16 protein-coding genes are annotated in these 17,307 nt (G+C 70.7%); 7 read left to right on the forward strand and 9 right to left on the reverse strand.

Going from position 1 to position 17,307, the window contains the following annotated elements; all coding sequences use genetic code 11:
- The first annotated feature begins 118 nt into the window (after positions 1-118).
- Together ACZ6SQ_RS01280 and ACZ6SQ_RS01285 are read left to right on the forward strand one after the other, a co-directional pair.
- Positions 119-481 carry a hypothetical protein gene (locus ACZ6SQ_RS01280; RefSeq protein ID WP_469555314.1) on the forward strand — a complete coding sequence of 121 codons (363 nt, stop codon included), beginning with the start codon at positions 119-121 and terminating at the stop codon, positions 479-481.
- A gap of 930 nt (positions 482-1,411) precedes the next feature.
- On the forward strand, positions 1,412-2,500 hold the full coding sequence (locus ACZ6SQ_RS01285; protein ID WP_469555317.1) for a GNAT family N-acetyltransferase: 1,089 nt from the start codon (positions 1,412-1,414) through the stop codon (positions 2,498-2,500).
- A 278-nt stretch (positions 2,501-2,778) separates the two neighbouring features.
- On the opposite strand, the gene ACZ6SQ_RS01290 is transcribed toward ACZ6SQ_RS01285, so the two are convergent.
- From ACZ6SQ_RS01290 to ACZ6SQ_RS01305, 4 genes are all read right to left on the reverse strand, one after another.
- Entirely contained in the window at positions 2,779-3,549 is a 771-nt protein-coding gene (locus tag ACZ6SQ_RS01290; RefSeq protein WP_469555320.1) for a class I SAM-dependent methyltransferase, read from the reverse strand.
- A gap of 215 nt (positions 3,550-3,764) precedes the next feature.
- Positions 3,765-4,214, reverse strand: a complete 450-nt coding sequence (locus tag ACZ6SQ_RS01295) for a hypothetical protein (protein ID WP_469555323.1) — start codon at positions 4,212-4,214, stop codon at positions 3,765-3,767.
- Between the two features lie 352 nt (positions 4,215-4,566).
- Positions 4,567-5,424 carry an MBL fold metallo-hydrolase gene (locus ACZ6SQ_RS01300; protein WP_469555326.1) on the reverse strand — a complete coding sequence of 286 codons (858 nt, stop codon included), beginning with the start codon at positions 5,422-5,424 and terminating at the stop codon, positions 4,567-4,569.
- A 190-nt stretch (positions 5,425-5,614) separates the two neighbouring features.
- Positions 5,615-6,283, reverse strand: a complete 669-nt coding sequence (locus ACZ6SQ_RS01305) for a hypothetical protein (RefSeq protein WP_469555328.1) — start codon at positions 6,281-6,283, stop codon at positions 5,615-5,617.
- A 139-nt stretch (positions 6,284-6,422) separates the two neighbouring features.
- On the opposite strand from ACZ6SQ_RS01305, the gene ACZ6SQ_RS01310 reads away from it, so the two are divergent.
- The 3 genes from ACZ6SQ_RS01310 to ACZ6SQ_RS01320 all read left to right on the forward strand — a co-directional run bounded on the left by ACZ6SQ_RS01310 (position 6,423) and on the right by ACZ6SQ_RS01320 (position 9,129).
- Positions 6,423-7,721, forward strand: coding sequence for a cytochrome P450 (locus tag ACZ6SQ_RS01310; RefSeq protein WP_469555331.1), 1,299 nt, complete (start codon positions 6,423-6,425; stop codon positions 7,719-7,721).
- Between the two features lie 66 nt (positions 7,722-7,787).
- Positions 7,788-8,342 (forward strand): hypothetical protein, encoded by a 555-nt coding sequence (locus ACZ6SQ_RS01315; protein WP_469555333.1) that lies wholly within the window; start codon positions 7,788-7,790, stop codon positions 8,340-8,342.
- A gap of 304 nt (positions 8,343-8,646) precedes the next feature.
- The gene (locus ACZ6SQ_RS01320; RefSeq protein ID WP_469555335.1) at positions 8,647-9,129 is read left to right on the forward strand and encodes a DUF4231 domain-containing protein; all 483 of its coding nucleotides are present in this window, start codon (positions 8,647-8,649) and stop codon (positions 9,127-9,129) included.
- Between the two features lie 77 nt (positions 9,130-9,206).
- On the opposite strand, the gene ACZ6SQ_RS01325 is transcribed toward ACZ6SQ_RS01320, so the two are convergent.
- From ACZ6SQ_RS01325 to ACZ6SQ_RS01335, 3 genes are all read right to left on the reverse strand, one after another.
- Positions 9,207-9,695 (reverse strand): GNAT family N-acetyltransferase, encoded by a 489-nt coding sequence (locus ACZ6SQ_RS01325; protein ID WP_469555338.1) that lies wholly within the window; start codon positions 9,693-9,695, stop codon positions 9,207-9,209.
- Between the two features lie 213 nt (positions 9,696-9,908).
- Positions 9,909-11,390, reverse strand: a complete 1,482-nt coding sequence (locus ACZ6SQ_RS01330; RefSeq protein WP_469555340.1) for a flavin-containing monooxygenase — start codon at positions 11,388-11,390, stop codon at positions 9,909-9,911.
- Positions 11,387-12,337, reverse strand: coding sequence for a patatin-like phospholipase family protein (locus tag ACZ6SQ_RS01335; protein WP_469555343.1), 951 nt, complete (start codon positions 12,335-12,337; stop codon positions 11,387-11,389). Before ACZ6SQ_RS01335 ends, ACZ6SQ_RS01330 begins: the two co-directional genes overlap by 4 nt.
- Positions 12,338-12,395: 58 nt before the next feature.
- Between ACZ6SQ_RS01335 and ACZ6SQ_RS01340 the strand changes: the two genes are divergently transcribed.
- Complete coding sequence (locus ACZ6SQ_RS01340) at positions 12,396-12,989, forward strand: TetR/AcrR family transcriptional regulator (RefSeq protein ID WP_469555345.1); 594 nt, start codon at positions 12,396-12,398, stop codon at positions 12,987-12,989.
- Positions 12,990-13,206: 217 nt separating this feature from the next.
- Positions 13,207-14,949 carry a VanW family protein gene (locus ACZ6SQ_RS01345; protein WP_469555348.1) on the forward strand — a complete coding sequence of 581 codons (1,743 nt, stop codon included), beginning with the start codon at positions 13,207-13,209 and terminating at the stop codon, positions 14,947-14,949.
- A 121-nt stretch (positions 14,950-15,070) separates the two neighbouring features.
- Here ACZ6SQ_RS01345 and ACZ6SQ_RS01350 read toward each other — a convergent pair whose 3' ends face one another.
- Together ACZ6SQ_RS01350 and ACZ6SQ_RS01355 are read right to left on the reverse strand one after the other, a co-directional pair.
- Entirely contained in the window at positions 15,071-15,463 is a 393-nt protein-coding gene (locus ACZ6SQ_RS01350; protein WP_469555350.1) for a hypothetical protein, read from the reverse strand.
- Positions 15,464-15,569: 106 nt separating this feature from the next.
- Complete coding sequence (locus ACZ6SQ_RS01355) at positions 15,570-16,862, reverse strand: DUF6745 domain-containing protein (RefSeq protein ID WP_469555353.1); 1,293 nt, start codon at positions 16,860-16,862, stop codon at positions 15,570-15,572.
- Positions 16,863-17,307 lie beyond the last annotated feature (445 nt).

Raw genomic sequence — 17,307 nt, forward strand, 5'->3', positions numbered from 1 at the left:
GGGTGCGGTGCTCAGCAGGCGAGAGAGCCGCCCGTGACGTTCCCTGGCCCGGAGGCACCGGTCTCGTGGGGCTATCGAAATCGCCGTGCCCCTGTGCGAGAAGGGACAGGACCCGCCCGTGGGCGTCTATGTGTCGGTCAGAGGATGGCTGGAGTGCGACGACAAGCAGCTCGCCGCCGTCCAAGAGATCATCTCGTCTCACGAGGACGAGCACTACTCCCACGGATGGGGCGCACCTCGTCAGCACATCAATTGGACGTACTACGTCTTCTACGGCGCCGACATCCGGCAGTCGGCCGTGGACTGGCTTATCGGCCAGATCAGGGAGATCGCGCGGATCCCGGCGGACGCCGACGGGGACCGTGTCAGGGGGTTGTTCCTCGCCGGCCACGAGATCGAGGGCACCGCCGAATGGCAGGTCCGCGAGGGGCGACTCGTCATCCTGCCTGGCGACGTCAGACACCGATACCTCGACGATTAGCCCGGCTTCTGCGGAAGCTTGCGGTACCCGACTCCACCACTGGCGGTCCCTCACGGCAGGGGCCTCCGCTCGGCGGCGGTCGCGCCGGCTCCGCCGCGTGAGGGGCCTCCGGACTCTTCCCGGTCCTCCCCCAGCCGCCCGTTCGCCCGATGCCGTGAAGCCTCGACCGGACGTTCCCCTCGGGCAGTTCTGCTGTTCACAGCTCTCGACGGCGGCCGAGAACAGACGATGGGCGGGTCATGACGGCGCGTTCACTTCTCTGGCCAATCCCTGGATGCCGCCGCCCCCTGGGCGGCACGGCCGCGACAGGCGTGGGGTCTGCCGCCTCGTTCACGGTGGGGGCGACAGCGCTGGCAGCCGTCGGTCATCACGCCGCGTTCGGCGGCACGGCTTCGGCCGCCGGCGTGGCCGAGGTGGCGGTCGTCCTCTTCGTGGGCGGTCTCCTGCGTTCGTCCGGCTCCCGGCCTCTGGCGTGCGATCTCACCATCATGGCCTTCGCGCAGGTGTTTGCCTGTGGCTGGTTCGCGTTGCTGAGCGCGGGGGTGGGCGGCCCGGAAGCCGGCTTCCACAGCGGGCCGGGCGGCGCCGTGTACGCCGGGGCGGCCCTGGTCACGGTGTGGGCTCTGCGTACCGCCGAATCGCCCCGGACGCCGCTTCCCGGCCGGGTGCAGGAAGTGCTGTGCGTCGTGGCGCACTGCCTTCGCGCCCTGACCTGCGCCCACGGGTTCCGGCCCGCTTCAGCGGACTCGGGCCGCTGCACCGTGCCGCCCGACGACGACGAGTACGCCGTCGTCAAACTCCTGCCGGCCGCACCGGTCGGACGCCGGGGCCCTCCCCGGCGCGCAGCCGATCCACCTTCCCGGACGCCGCACGGAGTGTTGCCCTGCACTGCGGCGTCCTCAGAGCGACCACGCGCGGCCAGGAGTTTTCATGACCACCCGTATCCATGTTGTTCACCCCCGTGAGATGACCTCAGCCGATCTCGGCCTCTGGCGCGAGCTTCAGAGCGCACCGCCCGGTGCGGCCACCACCAACCCCTTCATGAGCGCCCCGTTCACCCAGGCCGTCGGCCGTGTGCGCCCCGACACGCAGGTGGCGATCGTTCATCAGGACGGCGAACGTGTCGGCTACTTCCCCTTTCAGCGGGGGCGCTGGGGTCATGGTGGCGCGGTCGGCCTGGGTGTCTCCGACTGCCAAGGCGCCGTCGTGCGCCCGGAGGCGCGTCTGGACCCGCAGCACCTCATGCGCGCCTGCTCCCTGAGCGCTTGGGAGTTCAACCACCTGGAGAGCGGCCAGCAACTGTTTCTCCCTTACACGACGGGCAGGTTCGCCTCACCTGTCATCGATCTCACGTCCGGATTCGGGCAGTACGAGGCCCACCTGCGCGCCCGCTCACGTGGCTTTCTGAAGGCGGCGCGAGCCCAGGAGCGGCGCATGGACCGCCGATTGGGCCCGGTGCGCTTCGTGTACGAGGAGCGGGATCCGGCGGTTCTGGACACCCTGATCGCGTGGAAGTCCGCGCACTACCGCCGTACGGGCCGCCGCGACCCGTTCACGCGGTCGTGGATCACCGACCTCGTGCGCCAACTGTCCGCCACGGCCCATCCCGAGTGCTCCGGGGTCCTGTCGGTGCTCTACGCGGGCGAGCGGCCCGTGGCGGCACACTTCGGCCTGCGCTCCCGTACGGTCTTCTCGTGCTGGTTCCCTTCCTACGACCGGGCCCTGGCCGCCTACTCGCCGGGCCGGGTTCTCTATCTGCGCATGATCGAAGCCTCCGCCGCGTCGGGCATCCGGCTTTTCGACTTCGGCAGGGGGGACGCCGCCTACAAGAACGCTTTCAAGACGGCGGACCTGTCCGTCCATGAGGGAGTGGTGCGCACGCCCGGCGCGGGCGCCGCACTGCACTGGCTGCGGCGCGAACCGGTCCGCGCCGCACACCGTCTGGTGCGCAGCCAGCCGGCGCTGAAGGGCGCGGCGGTGCGTACTCTCGCCGCGGTCGGGACGCTCCGCAGGCACTGACTCCTGGACTGGGTCGCGGCGACGGTCGACGGCCACGGCACCGCGGTCGGCAGCCCTGCCCGCCTGCTCCACGACCCCGCGCACCCGGCCGACGTCCTGGCAGCCGCGCTGGAGGAGCGGGGCCGCCACCGGGGACATCGCCGCCTGGATCGCGGCCGGTGACCCCGGTCTCGCGGACCCGCCGCGTGTCCTCGACCCTCGACCCCTACGCCTTCACCCCTTCCTGCCGCGTCCGCGCCGAACCGCCCGACGGACGGATCACCCGGTCCGACCGACCGTCACGCCCCCTTTCCGAAGACGAGGACCTCGGTGGAGGCGAAGCCCATGCGGGCCGGGAAGCTGGCCTCCAGGGCGCAGCCGAGGGTCGCGAAGAGGTCCACGCATGCCTGGCGCGGCATGGCGGCCGGGTAGGAGTCGTGTCCGGCACCGCCCTTGGTCGCCCAGGCACGCATCGTGGCCGGGTCCAGGCAGGTCTCCGTCATCACGTCGAAGACGATCCGACCGCCGGGGCGCGTGACGCGCGCCATCTCGAAGAAGTAGCGGGAGGCGCTGAGGAACGTCACAGTGTTGAAGACCTTGTGGGCCTGCACGAGGTCGACGCTCCCGTCGGGCGTCGGAGCGAGACTGCATCCGGCGGTCGGCTGGGCCACGACCTCGAACGTGTCCACGAGGTAGTCCACCCAGGGCGCCGCCGTCTCGTAGATCTCGTAGCGGCCCGGTGAGCACTCCTTCAGTGTCTTCTCCAGGTACCGGCCGGACCCGGGGCCGATCTCCAGCACCGTGCTCGGCGCGGCGGCGAAGACACCGAGACCGCGCAGTTCGTCGATCGTCGCCTGGGTGGCGCCCGGCGTACCGTTCATGACCTCGTCGATGTAGTCACCGACCGACAGTCCGGATGACCGGGCTGCCCGCATGGTCGCCTCGAAGGGAAGGAAGTCGTCCACCCCGCCTCGGCTGTTGGTACTGCGCACGATGTCGAATCCGGCACGTCCCAAGAGCTTCTTGAGGCCCGACCGCACCGCGGCCGTCCCCTTCGCCGCTGCGCTCATACGACGTGACCTCCCAGGTCGTTTCCACTCTCGGCGCCCAGGACGAGGGGAACTTCGGATGCAGATATCGGGCGGGACGGCGGATGTGGTTCCGCGTGTTGGTGTGGTGCGGGTCTGGCCGGTACGGCAGGCACAGCAGACACTCCCCGTGTCGGTGAGGGCACGCCGGAGTCAAGGGCGTGCTCGAGGGCATGGTGTGGTCGAGTGATGTGGTGCTACGGAGCGCAGGGCTGCACGCGATGGAGCAGACCCACGAGCCCGTGTGGTCGCGGCGGTGCGACGGCCGGGCGGGATGCGCCGCGCAGCATCGGCAGGAGTGCGTCCGTGCGGCGCAGGAGGAACCGGAACACGTAGGGCGGGTACGTCCACCAGCGCAGCCCGCTGCCAGTCACCGCATACGCCAGCCGGGACGGCAGACGGCTTGTGCCGCCGAGGAGGAGGACCAGAGCCAGTCCGGCGAGAAGGTTCAACGCGGCCATGGACAGGGGCTGGTGATGAACGGCGGCCGGGAGCCGCAGATGCCCGTCCAGTCGGGCAGTGAGGACGTCCGTCCTCGTCAGTGTCGGCCAATCGGGCAGCAGCACTGGTACGGCGGTGAGGGCGAGACCGACCGCGCGGGATGATCCGGAGCGTACGACCGAGTCGGCGCACGCAGCCAGAACCACTGCCGCGATCCCCAGCACAGGCCGGGAAACGGTGGAGTCCGTCGTCGCGTGGAGCAGCCCTGCGACGAGCGCGGAACTGACCAGGACAACGACGACCGCCCGGCCTGGCGTCCCTCGCGGAGAGGGATGCTGAGCCGAGCGGTGGCGGTCAAATGCACGGAAGCGCGGCATAACCCGACCATCATTACCGAAGCGCACCCGACCTTGAGTGCGAATACGGCATTCCGGATAGAGGGGCGCGGCGGTCAGGTGCTCGGCGGCGGGTGAAGGTCCACCGCTCGCCGGGGACCAGGCGAGACGGCGGAGCGTCTGCGCGCCCTCATGGCCTGACCGGCCCCTCGAACGTCTGTGATCACGACGAGAGGAACGGCTCCGTCAGGTGCGGTGTCGCCAGGTGCAACGTGGTGGCGGCTTCGCGGGCGAGCATGCGCTCCCTGGAGTGCCTGGCCGCCTCGGGGTCGGCCTCGTGCGCGTAGGCGAGCTCGGGGTGGAGCAGTTGGAGCGCGTGCACCAGTAGGTCGCCCGTGACGAGCGCCATCTCGCGCCCGTCGGCGATCAGTACGCTCTGATGTCCAGGCGTGTGACCGGGCGTGGCGACCGCGCGCCCGGTGCGCAGCGCTGTGTCGCCGTCGAGGAGCCGGAGCCGGCCGGCTGCCGCGAGCGGGTCGGTGAGGGTTTCGCGGAGCTGTGGGTTGAGGGAGTCGAGGGCGTCGAACTCGGCCCGCTGGAGCAGGTATTCGGCGTTCGGGAAGTACGGGCGGCGGCCGCCCGTCGATGCGGTGCCGTCCACCGCGCCGCCCGTCGACGGGACGGCCGCCTCGGTCACAACGGCCCATCCGACGTGATCGGTGTGCAAGTGTGTGAGCACGACGGTGTCGACGTCGGCAGGATCGATGCCCGCGGCGGCGAGCGACTCAGGGAGCACACCGGGCACGGGCGCCCACGAACCGGCCGGACTGTCCGCCGGACCGATCCCGGCGTCCACGACGGTCAGGCCCTTGTCGCTGCGGATCGCGTACGCGCGGAACTGGAGCCGCCAGCGGCCCTCGGCGTCGACCGCGCCCGGGTCGAAGCGGTCGGCCTCCGCCCACTGGGCGGCCGTGGCCCCGGGGAAGGCCTCGGCGCGCGGGGAGAAGAACGGCCCCTCGGCGTCGGCGAGGGCGATGATCTCGGTCGAGCCGATCCTGAGGCGGGGAACACTGAGGGACATGACGGCGATCCTGCCATGCCCTCCGCACGGGTTGTGGCTCGCCCCCGTGCCGTGGTGATCTCGTCTTGGACGAGGTGGTCTGTCAGGCGAACAGTGGGCATTGAAGGGGGTGTTGGCACCTTTGTACTGTCCGGGCAGCCGGCTCAGGCCGTCCGGCGGCCGTTTCGCCCGCGAGTGGGTGGACAGCAGCTCAGCTCTCCCGCGCGGCCGCAATGGTGACCGGGTGTCCGGCAACCGCCGCAGCCGCGAGCTTCCGCACGTCCACACGCTGGCCGTCGAAGAACTCCGGCAGCAACGCCGCTGCCGCCGCCCCGGCATCCGCCTCGCCGTTTGCACGCAGTATCCGCGTCCGCTCAGACTCCTGTCCGACACCCAGACGGACCAGAGGCCCGCGGACCTCGAGTTGCAGCCATGTGCCTACGGAAGAGGGGCCCTCCGCCGACAGGAGACCCGCCTCGTACAGGTCGGTGACCAGGAGCTCCTCAACTCTCAGTGCACCGGCGATGAAGAGGACGCACTCGCTCACGCACAGCAGCTTCCGCACCGCGACGGAACCGGTGACACACAGGGTGGGGTAGTACCCCTCGTTGTAGAAGTGCAGCGCGCCCTCGACGGTCAGGTTGCCGTCGATCACATGGACCTCTTCCACGTCCTCGCGCGCGCTGACGTCGTCGATGCCACAGCCGACGGCCACACCACCGGCCACAGTCAGGTCGCCTGAATGGACGAGAACGTGCGTCGGCTCCTCGCCGAACAAGGCATCGAACTCAAGGTCCGGGCCCATGAGGAACGGATAGCGCCGCGCCGCCTCCTCCCACGGGACGGTCTCCCAAGCGGTCGTCAGTTGGCCGAACAGCATCGTTCTCCCCAGGACTCACAGTGGCGCGGGAATCATACTGACCGGGGAGGACTTGATGGCTCAATGCCCCTTCTCCTGAGTTGAGTTGGGGATAAGAGACCAGACTCGGCACTCCGCCTCGAACCACTAGCATCCAACAATGCGCACATCCCCGACGCTGCTGCGGGCCCTTCGCCCTCAAGTCCAAGAGCGTCTCTACGACTTCTACGCAGAGATGCGCGACACCGACGACCTCGTCTGGGACCGGGCCCTGGGCGCGTGGATCGGGACCTCGCACGCGGTGGTCAGCACCGCGGCAGCTGATCCGAGGCTTTCCTCCGTGCGCTACCCCGACATCTCGGCCGTCTCCGAGGAACTGCGGCCGCTCGCCGAAGTGCTGAGCCGACAGATGCTCTACAGCGACGCCCCCGAACACCCCCGCCTGAGGGGTCTGTTCAGCAAGGCCTTCACGCCCAGGGCGGTGGCGACGCTGCGCGCCCGGATCGCCGAAGCCGTCGACCGCGTCATCGCCCGGGCCGCGCCGACCGGCCGCATGGACATCGTCGCGGACCTCGCCCGTCCACTGCCCTTCACCGTCATCTGCGACCTCCTCGGCATACCGCAGGCGGACCGCCCAGCGCTCGCCGCCTGGTCCGAGCCGATCGCCGAGGCCATCGGCAACTCACGGCTCGACGCCGACGGCAACCGCGCCGCCTCGCAGAGCATGGCCCACACGCTCGCCTTCCTCCGGGAACTCCTGACCCGCCACGACACCCCGCCGGCCCCCGGTACCCTGCGCGCGCTGATGACCGCCCAGGCACAGGACACCGACCAGGACGCCGACGATCTCCTCGCCAACTGCGCCCTGCTGCTGATCGCCGGCCATGAGACCACCACCCACTTCATCGGCAACGCCGCGCTCGCCCTGCTCAGCCACCCTCACGCGGCCCACCAACTACGGCGTCGGCCCGAGCTGATGCCCGCCGCGGTCGAGGAACTCCTGCGCTACGACGCCCCGGTACAGCTGATGCTCCGCCGGGCGCGCCACGACCTCGACCTGGCGGGCCGCGCCATTACCGAAGGGCAGACCGTGCTCCTCGTGTGCGGCGCCGCCAACCGGGATCCGGCCGCCTATCCCGATCCCCACGTACTGGACTTCGAACGGCCCGGCGGCGGACGGCACATGGCGTTCGGGCACGGTCCCCACTTCTGTCTCGGTGCGGCGCTGGCCCGTCTGGAGGGCGCGATCGCCCTGGAGGCGCTCCTCACGCGGCTCCCCGGCCTGCGCCTGGACGGCACCGCACCGCAGTGGCAGCGCAGCCTCAACTTCCGCGGGCTCACGCGTCTCGACGTCGCCTTCACGCCGGGTGTGGCCGGAGGCGGCGGCCCGGCTTCGGGACCAGGATTCCGTGCAACCGGATGTCCGGAGGGCGGCGTCCCCTCCTGTGATCGATTCTGATGCGAACCGCCGACCCGTCACCGACGCCGAGCGGCATCGCATGCGGTACTTGGAGAGGGGCTACGCGTGAACCCAGGCCAGCAGCTGCAGTTCCACGCTTCGTGCGGGCACTTGATCTCGGCTCCGGCCGACCGCGCCGGGCAGGCCGTCCGCTGCCCCTATTGCCACCAGGTCGCCACGGTCCCGCCGCCCGATGTTCCGTACGCCTCGCCCGTCCCTGTACCGGCCGGCGCCGCCGAGCCGACCGCGCTGACCGCCCTCTACCTCGCCGCGCTGATCGGCGGGGTCGTCGGGGCCGGGCTCATCTACCTCGTCATGTTCGACGAGTTCTCGGAGTCCGAGCTCGTCACGATCACACCGCTGTGGTTCTTCCCGGTCGTCTTCGGCCTGTACGGTTTCGTCTCCCAGCGGCTGCTTCGCCGTATCGCCACGGGACGCGCGAGATCCCTGAGCGAGGCCGCCCGCTTGACCATCGACATCGCCGGTCACTGGGCAGCCCTGGTGCTCTTCCCGTTCCTGGTACTGAAGTGGCGCAGCTCCCTGCTCGTGTCGCTGGCGGCGGCGGGCTTCTGGGCCGTACTGCTGTGGCTCTTCTTCACTCTGCTCTTCCCGACCCTCTGAGCCGCGTCCTTCGGCGAGGCAAGGGCGCAACCGGCCCTCGGCGACGGGTGTTCCGAACAGGCACGTCAGTATGAACGACGGTTGACGTACCTGGGGCGGCCGGATTGGACGTTCTCCCGTGCTGCGAGTCGGGGCCAGGTCCCGCCGCCGGACACGATGCGGTCGACGACCAGCGCCGCCGAGGTCCTGCGCCCCGAGGGCTCGGCGCGCTCTGCCCCGCAGAGACAGTAGGCACTTGACCGGCGCCCCTGTGCCAGGGTGGGCTCCGCATGCAAGCGGAGTGACGACGGACTGTGGGGGCGGAATGCAGGCGAACAACGGACCGGGCGCAGGTCTCAGCCCGAGCGAGACAGCCGTATTCCTGCTGGGCAAGATCCGCCAGGGCAACGATTACGCCCGCCTCAGGAAGCAGCGATTCCGCAGAAGCGCCTCGGTGATCAGAGTGGCGACACTGGCCCTCTCCGCCGCGTCCACCATCATCCTTGGCCTTCAGAACCTCAACACCTGGGCCGGCCTGGCCTTCGCGCTGGTGGCACTGGGGACACTGCTGGGCGCCGTCGAACCGTTCTTCAACTGGCGTTCCCGGTGGGTGTTGATGGAGGAGACGCAGTACCGATTCCAGCGCCTCGCCGACGACCTCGAATACCTGCTCGCGTCAACGGCAGTCGACGAGCTCACACACGACCACGTGCGCGAGATATTCGATCGCTACCAGACCGTCTGGGACGATCTGAGTCGTGTGTGGCTTGAGCACCGCCGAGAACCGGCTCCGTCGGCGGGGGCGTAGCACGCGGCCGTCGAGCGGTTCCTGCGGAGCGGCGACCGTGCAGACGAGGCGGGTGGCCCGATCGCCGGCACATCACGTCATTCTGGAGGAATGCGGAACTCGAACTCGGGACGGTCCCACGGCACGGCGGGCGGGTTCGCGAACACGGTCCCGGTCCGCACCGCGCCGACGCGGTGGTAGAAGTCCTCGGCGGGAGGGTGCGACACGACCTTGAGACTGTCGATCCCGGCCGCGCGGGCCTCGGACCGCATGTGGGCGACGAGCAGCCGTCCGATACCCCCCTTCTGTACGTCGTCGGCGACGAACAGAAGGTCGAGCTCCGGCGGAGTGAGGACGAGCGCGTAGAACCCGAGAAGGCGGCCTTCCTGCTCGTCGGCGCCGACGGCCACGAAGGTGCGGTGGGCCTCGATGTAATCAGGACCGATCCGGTAGCCCGCGACCGCGGATGCGTACTTGCCTTCGTAGGCGCCTGAGCCACGCACGATGCGCGTGAGCCGTTTGGCATCCCGCGCGACGGCCCTCCGTATGGTGATCGGCCGGCTGATCGGGACCGTGCGTGAGCTCATGGCTGAATAATCTCGCACGCGTGCGTGCCTCCGCGCGGCGGGTCGGCTCATCACGGAGGCATTCCCGCACCCTCCCCAGAGCCGCTGGGCCGACTCACACGGCCATGCAGGCCGGTGACCTGGACGCCACGATCACGAGGCCGCGACAGGAAGGCTCGATGCTGAGGCGGCGCCGTTTCAGCAGGTCATCGCGCATGTCGATGGCAGGGCGGCTCATGCGCTGAGCTCCCGACGGTCGGTGGTGTGGACGACGGTGAAGTCGCGGGCGTCGAAGCGGGCCACCCGTGTGCGGAGCCGACCGGTCGACCACGGCCAGCTGAAGCTGTTGCGGCCGTTGGCGTCGAGGTAGTAGCTGCGGCATCCGCCGGTGTTGTAGACCGTGCCCGCGAGGGCGGCCTGCAGTTCGGTGTTGTAGGCGGCCTGGACGGCGCGGCGTACGTCGACCGACGCCCACCCCCCGGCGCGCGCCGAGCGGATCGCGCCGCAGACCAGGTCGAGCTGCGCTTCGAGGATGGTGAAGGCGGAGCTGTGTCCGGTGCCCAGGCCGGGTCCGAGGAGCAGGAACGCGTTGGGGAACCCGGCGGTGACGGTGCCGAGGTACGCCTCGGGAGATCCTCGCCAGTGGTCGGCCAGGGAACGTCCGGCGCCGTCGTGGATGAGGTTCGACAGGGGCATGTCGAGGATGTGGAAGCCCGTGCCGAGGATGATCGCGTCCACTGCGGCGCTGCTGCCGTCGGCGCCGAGCACGGTGGTGCCGTCGATCTCGCGGACGGCGCAGGCGTGCACGTCCACATTCGGGCGGGTCAGGGCCGGGTAGTAGTGGTTGGAGAACAGGATGCGCTTGCAGCCGATGGTGTAGTCGGGGGTCAGCTTGCCGCGCAGTTCACGGTCCCGCACAGTGCCCCGGAGGTGTGCGCGGGCCACGGCCTGTACGCCGCGCATCAGCGAGGGTCTGCGGAATCCGCGGCCCAGCGTCTCCATGGCCCGGTACTCCAGCGCGGCCACGGTGGCCCGGGCGCCGGGCACGCGTCGCATCACCCACCGCTCGGCCGCCGGTATGCGATGGTCCGGCTTGGGCAGCACCCACTGGGCGGTGCGCTGGAACAGATGGAGCCGATCGACCTGAGGGGCGATGGCCGGGACGAACTGCACGGCCGACGCCCCGGTGCCGAGCACCGCGACCCGCTTGCCGCGCAGGTCGTAGTCGTGGTTCCAGCGCGCGGAGTGGAACACCTCGCCGGGAAACTCCGCGAGGCCCGGGACGGCGGGGATCCGCGGCTCGTTCCAGGGCCCGGCACCGGCGATCAGGAAGCGTGCGGTGAATTCGCCGGCGTCGGTGCTGATGCGCCACCGTGCCGCGCCGGGCTGCCAGTGCGCCTCGGTCATGCGCACCCCGAACCGGGTGTGCTCGCGCAGCCGGTGCCGGTCGGCGACGCCTTTCACGTAGGCGAGGATCTCCGGTTGATGGGCGTACACCCTGGTCCAGTCCGGGTTCGGCGCGAACGAGTAGCTGTAGAGCCGGGAGGGCACATCGCACTGGCAGCCCGGATAGGTGTTGGCCCGCCAGGTGCCGCCGAAGTCGTCGGCGGCCTCGATGATCAGGAAGTCCCGGATCCCCGCCTCGCGCAGGTGGACCCCCGCGCCGACGCCGGAGATGCCGGCACCGATGACGACGACCTCGTAGTGGGTGCTCATGCTGCGGTGCTCCTGTCGATGGCTCGCCTGACACGGTCGGGCGCGGTGCGCAGGGAGACGGCGAGGGTGGCCGGGCGGCGGCCGATGTCCATGAAGTTGAAGCCCATGACGGCCAGTTCCTCGGCGCCCGGCTCGATCCGGACGACGCGGGTCCCCGCTGTTCGCAGCAGGTGTTCCTCCGCGTCCAGAGTCCGGGTCATCCAGCGCCTGGCGACGCGCTCGAGGCGGCTCAGCCCGGTGGCGGGGGCACCTCCGGACGTCGCCATCGGGGCGACGATCACGACCTCGTCCAGGCCGAGCGGGGCAACGAGGTCGGCCGACGTCGGCGACACCATCCCGCCGTCGAGGTAGGCGCGCCCGTCGATCCGTACGGGAGGGAACCAGCCCGGGATCGCCCACGACGCGGCGATCGCGCTGCCGATGTCGGCGGCCGGGGCGCCGGGCGATCCGAACGCGACCCGTCCGCCGGAGCGCGTGTCGGTCGCCACCAGCCATGTACGTGACGAGGCGAGCCATGTGTGGCCGTCCGCCAGGGCGGCACCGAAGGCCCGCAGCCACTGCGCGTCCCCGCGGCCGCGCGGCAGGAGACCCAGCAGCCCCGACCCGAGTGAGACACGGCCCCGCGCTGCCGCCGCCGTCAGCCCGGCGCCCGGCAGTCCCGGCCACGGAACCGGTGGCAGGGCGCCCGGGTGCGTGGCGACGTGCCGCAGGAGCAGCGGGTCCGCTTCGGACCGGCCCCGCAGTGCCGCGAGGAGGTCGGTGACCGACCGGCCGGACCCGAGCGCGGAGACGATCTCCGCTCCCGCCGAGGTCCCCACCAGCACTTCTGCCGTGCGGGCGTCCCAGTCGAGCTGTTCCTCGACCGCGGCCAGCGCCGCGACCGTCCACGCGAAGCCGAGGGTGCCGCCGCACCCGATGACCAGCCCGCGTCGTCGAGTCCCCGCCATAGATTCTCCCGGTATTGAGATTCCAAGGGAATCCGAAAGCTAGCGGTATCCTCCGGGGGTGGCAAGACTGACCCGGGCCGAAAGCCAGGCCCGCACCCGCGAACACGTCCTCGACACCGCGTACACGCTCTTCCTGAGCGACGGCTTCACGGCGACGTCGATGGAGCGTGTCGCCGAGGCGGCGGGCTACTCGAAGGGTGCGGTCTACTCCAACTTCGCCACCAAGAACGAGCTGTGCCTGGCCGTGCTGGACCGCATCGCCGAGGAACAGGTGACACGGCTGGCCGCCGCGATGGGCGACGCTCCCCGCTTCGAGGACCGGATCGCGGGATTCGCCCGCTGGGCCGACGAGACCATCGGCGACAGCTCGTGGACCTCGCTGGAGGTCGAGTTCGCCACCGCCAACCGCCGCGACCAGCAGGTTTGCGAGCAGCTCGCCCAGCGTCGGCGCACCGTCACCGACACCCTCGCGGACCTGATCCGGGCACAGGCCGACGAACTCGGCATCACGCCCACCCTGCCCGCCGAGACCGCCGCCCTGACCCTGCTCAGCCTCGGCATCGGGCTCGGCGTCCAGCGCGCCTTCGACACGACCGTCCCGGTGCAGCCCATCGTCGACCTGCTGCGCAGCGTCATGGGCGGGCGCTCCTGAGGCCGATGGTGGCGGCTCACCCCTGGGTCCGCCGACGGGAGCGCTCCCAGCTCGGATCCAGTGCCCCTTTTGAACCTCAAGGTCCCAGCTGACCTAAACACCCCAGTGTGATCTGAGCGATACCCCTTAATCCCCATCTGTGCGTAGCCTGACCGACTGTTCTCGCACTCAGTGCCGTGACATCGCGTGCACATCACGTCGATCGTTCAGGAGCCCCATGCGCCCTCCGATACCCGCCCTCCTCCGGACCGCCTCCCGCCCGCCCGTCGCCCTGGCGGGCGGCGCGCTGGCCGTCGGCGTCGGCGGTCTGTACCTGGCAGGGCTGCTGATCACCGGCGGCGAGATCCGGTCGGGGACGACGGTGGACGGCGTGGACGTCGGAGGCCTGACCCGTGAGGAAGCGGCCCGGAAGCTGGAACGGCATCTGGGGCAGGCCGGCCCGCGGGAGCTGGCGGTGAAGGTCGGCGACCGCACGGGCACGCTCGACACGCGGCAGGCGGGGCTCGGCTTCGACATCGATGAGACCCTCGACCGTGCGGTGTCCACAGATGCGGATCCGATCGGCGTGATCGGCGGACTGTTCAGCTCGGGCGATGAGATCGAACCGGTCGTGCAGGTGGACGAGGGCAAGGCCCGTGCCGCCCTCGGAAAGCTGGCGAAGTCGCTCGACGAGAAGGTCCGCGACGGCGCCGTCTCCTTCGACGACGGCCGCGTCGAGCAGGTCGCCCCGCACCGCGGGTACGCCCTGGACGTGGACGCCGCGGTCGGCACCGTACGCGACGCCTTCCTGCGCGGCCCTGCGGACCAGGTCACGGCGCTGCCCGCGCAGAAGACCGAGCCGAAGGTCACCGCCGAGGAGGTACGGCGGGCGGTGCGCGAGTTCGCACAGCCCGCGATGTCGGCGCCGGTCACCCTCACCGCGGACGGCAGGCAAATCACCCTCACCCCCGCCGTGCTCAGCGAGCACCTGACCCTGCGGCCGGACGACACCGGCAAGCTCACCCCACGGCTCGACACCAAGGGGCTGCGGGCCGCGCCCCCGGTGGCCGACGCCCTGAACGGCCTCCCCGCCACACCCCGAGACGCCCAGCTGGCGCTCGAGGGCGACAAGGTCGTCGTGGCCGCCGACGCCACACCCGCCGTGGAGGTCACCGACAAGGCCCTCGGCAAGGCCGTCCTGCCCCTGCTCACCAAGTCGGACTCCGCCCGCACCGGCGAGGTGACCACACGGCGGATCCAGCCGGAGGTGACCCGCGCGAACGCGGCCCGGCTGGGGCTCACCGAGAAGATGTCCAGCTTCACGGTCAACTTCGAACCGGCCCCCTACCGGACGAAGAACATCGGCCGGGCCGTGGAGCTCATCAACGGCTCCCTCGTCAAGCCGAACGAGACCTGGAGCTTCAACCGCACCGTCGGCGAACGCACCGAGGCCAACGGCTTCGTCGACGGCATCATGATCTACGACGACAAGTTCGCCAAGGCACCCGGCGGCGGCGTCTCCGCCGTGGCCACCACCGTCTTCAACGCGATGTTCTTCGCGGGCGTGAAGCCGGTCGAGCACGGCGCCCACTCCTTCTACATCGAGCGCTACCCCGAAGGCCGTGAGGCCACGGTCGCCTGGGGCAGCCTCGACCTGAGGTTCACCAACGACTCCGGCAACGCCATATACATCCAGGCCGAGTCCACCGACACCTCGGTCACCGTCACCTTCCTCGGCACGAAGAAGTACGACGAGATCACCTCGGTCAAGGGGCCGCGCACCCAGGTGCGGGAGCCGTCGAAGAAGGTGAACACCGCTGAGCAGTGCGTGCCCCAGACCCCGCTGGAAGGGTTCGACGTCACCGTGGAGCGGGTCTTCCACGACGACGGCCGGGAAGTGCGGCGGGAGCCTTTCCGCACGCACTACACCCCGCGCGACGAGATCGTCTGCGAGGAGGCCCCGGGCAAGAGCCGGCCCTGAGGAGCCGGCCGCTCCCGGACCGACACGCCGCAGCCCCGCCGCCGTTCACCACGACAGCCACGGCACCCGTCGGTCGAAGGGTCGGACGCAGGAGTGATGCCGGGGCCGATCCTCCTCCCGGTCAGTCCAGGACCACCCGGTCGTCGAGCTCGACCTGACGGCGTACCAGGTACGTACCCGGAGCATGGCCCATGGCGCCGTGCTCGGGGTGCAGGACGTACGCCGTGGCGCCCTCGTGGACGGTGAAGCAGCCCACGTCCGGGCCCTCGCCGCTGTTCGGCGCCCAGGTGACCGGGCCGTCGGCCACGAGCAGGTGGGTGTTCCCGCCGTCCTCGGAGGACACCAGAGGTATCCCGGCGGCGGGGACGAGCCCCGCGGCCCTCGGCGGCTCGTACCCGATCAGGCCGACCGGGATGAGCCCGATGTCGCCCTGGCGCTGAAACCCGTCGGAGACGGGGATGGCCGCCTGAAGATCGAGGTGGTCCAGGACGTCGACGCCGGCGAGAGCGGTCACGTGTCCGAGTGTGGGGCGCTGGGTGGTCATGGGATTCTCCGGTTCGTGGGCGGTGCGAGGTTCGGGCGTGATCCGGTCCGTGAGGCGGCCGCTCCGGCAGCCCTCCTCATGTGGCCCGGGCGATGGTGAGGTACTGCTCTCGGGTGAGGCCGAGCAGACCAGCCGCCGCGGTCGTGGCGTCCGGGGTGTCGGCAGGCACGGTGAGCCCGTACTGGCGGCGGGTGCCGTCTCGTTCGACCGAGGCGTTCGTGCACAACAGCACCCGGACGCGGCCGCGTTCGTGGGGCAGTTCGTAGAGGCTGAGCCATTGCCCGGGATTGCCCGGGTCCGGCTCACGGCGGCCGACCTGGCTCAGACCCGCCGCCACGATGAACTCGGGCCACCCCATCCGCTCGATCGCGCACCGGCGGACCTCGACGTTGGATTCGGCGAGGATGCGAGCGGTGTCCCAGCTGCCCGCGATCAGAGTGGCGGGCACCCTCCTGCCGTGCCAGGAGTGGATGGCCCAGCCGTCGGGCCATACGGCGGCCGGCCCGTCGGCACAGTGGAGACGCCCTTGCGCGTCCCGCCGGAAAACATCGGGGCGCGGGGTGAGGACCGCATAGTCACGGAAGGCCCACCAATAACCGGCGTGCCGGGCCACCTGCTGCTCGCCGTGGAGGTCGTCCATCCCCAGCACGCCGAGGCGTTCCATGGCGTCGGCCCACATGTACGGCGCCACGCCGAGGCCGGACAGGGCACGGCCCCGCCACCAGCGCACGGGCAGCCGCGCCGGCACCCCCTCCGGCACCGGGGAGACGCCCGCCTGCTCGGCGACCTGCGCGAGCAGCTCCGCTTGAACGGCCGCCACCACGTCCAGGTCGTACCGGGCGGAGCGGATGTACCCGTCGCTGTCGGTCCAGCTGCTCAGGACCCCGAGGTGCTGAGCGTTCACCTGGTCCTGCACATGGGAGTGGACCACGAACCGCCAGCTGTCAGGCGCCACTTTCGGCTCCCGCAGCAGTTCCATGACCCGCGCGTCCACCGCTTCGGACACCTGGTCCCGGGCCCGGTCGTAGACCTCGGGCCGCAGGATCCAGTGTCGCCCGGGCACCAGCTCCCGCCGCAACCGCCGACGAAACCGGGCACGCACGCGGGCGGGCCGGTCACCCAGGACGGAGGCGATCAGGACGGGGAGCATCGCCTGTCCGATCAGACCGGCCCAGGGGGAGCCCAGCCAGACGATGAACGGGGGCGGCGCCAGACCGCACGCCCGGTAGGCGGCCCGGACCCCGTCCTCAGCTGCCGCGCGGTCCCCCGGCCCGGTCGCCCGGTCCACGGCCGCCCAGTCCTTCGCCACCTCTCGAAGGACGTCCTCCTGACCCGCGGTCAACTCCGTGATACGGATGCCGGATTCCATGTCCCTCCCTCGAACTTCATGTCCCTTGATCCGTGTTGACGCCAGGCGATGGCGGGGCAGCGGGTGACCGAAAGACCGGGACCAGTGAACGGCTGGGATGTCTGAGACGACGAAGCAGGCGACAACGGTTCCCTCCCCGTGCGCCGACGGCCTCCCGGCTCGATCCCTGTCCTCGCCCTGGATCTGCCACGTCCTGGCAGCCGTGCGACGGTGGATACAGGACCGCGGCCCCTGCACGCATGTCGCTGCCATGTGACGGGTCCCCGCTGCCCGCGGTGATCAGCCTGGAGGATGCGTCATGCGGGAGAGGGACGGAGCACCGGGCGGACCTCGGGGCGAGCGCTCAGCCCGGCGGGGTGGGGCGAGGGCCCGTGCGCGGCCCGGACGAAAGGCGGCCGAGCGGGGTGCTCGACGGGCACGGAGGGTGGCCGGGTGGGGCGGCGTA

The organism is Streptomyces sp. NPDC048600, from assembly GCF_055587025.1.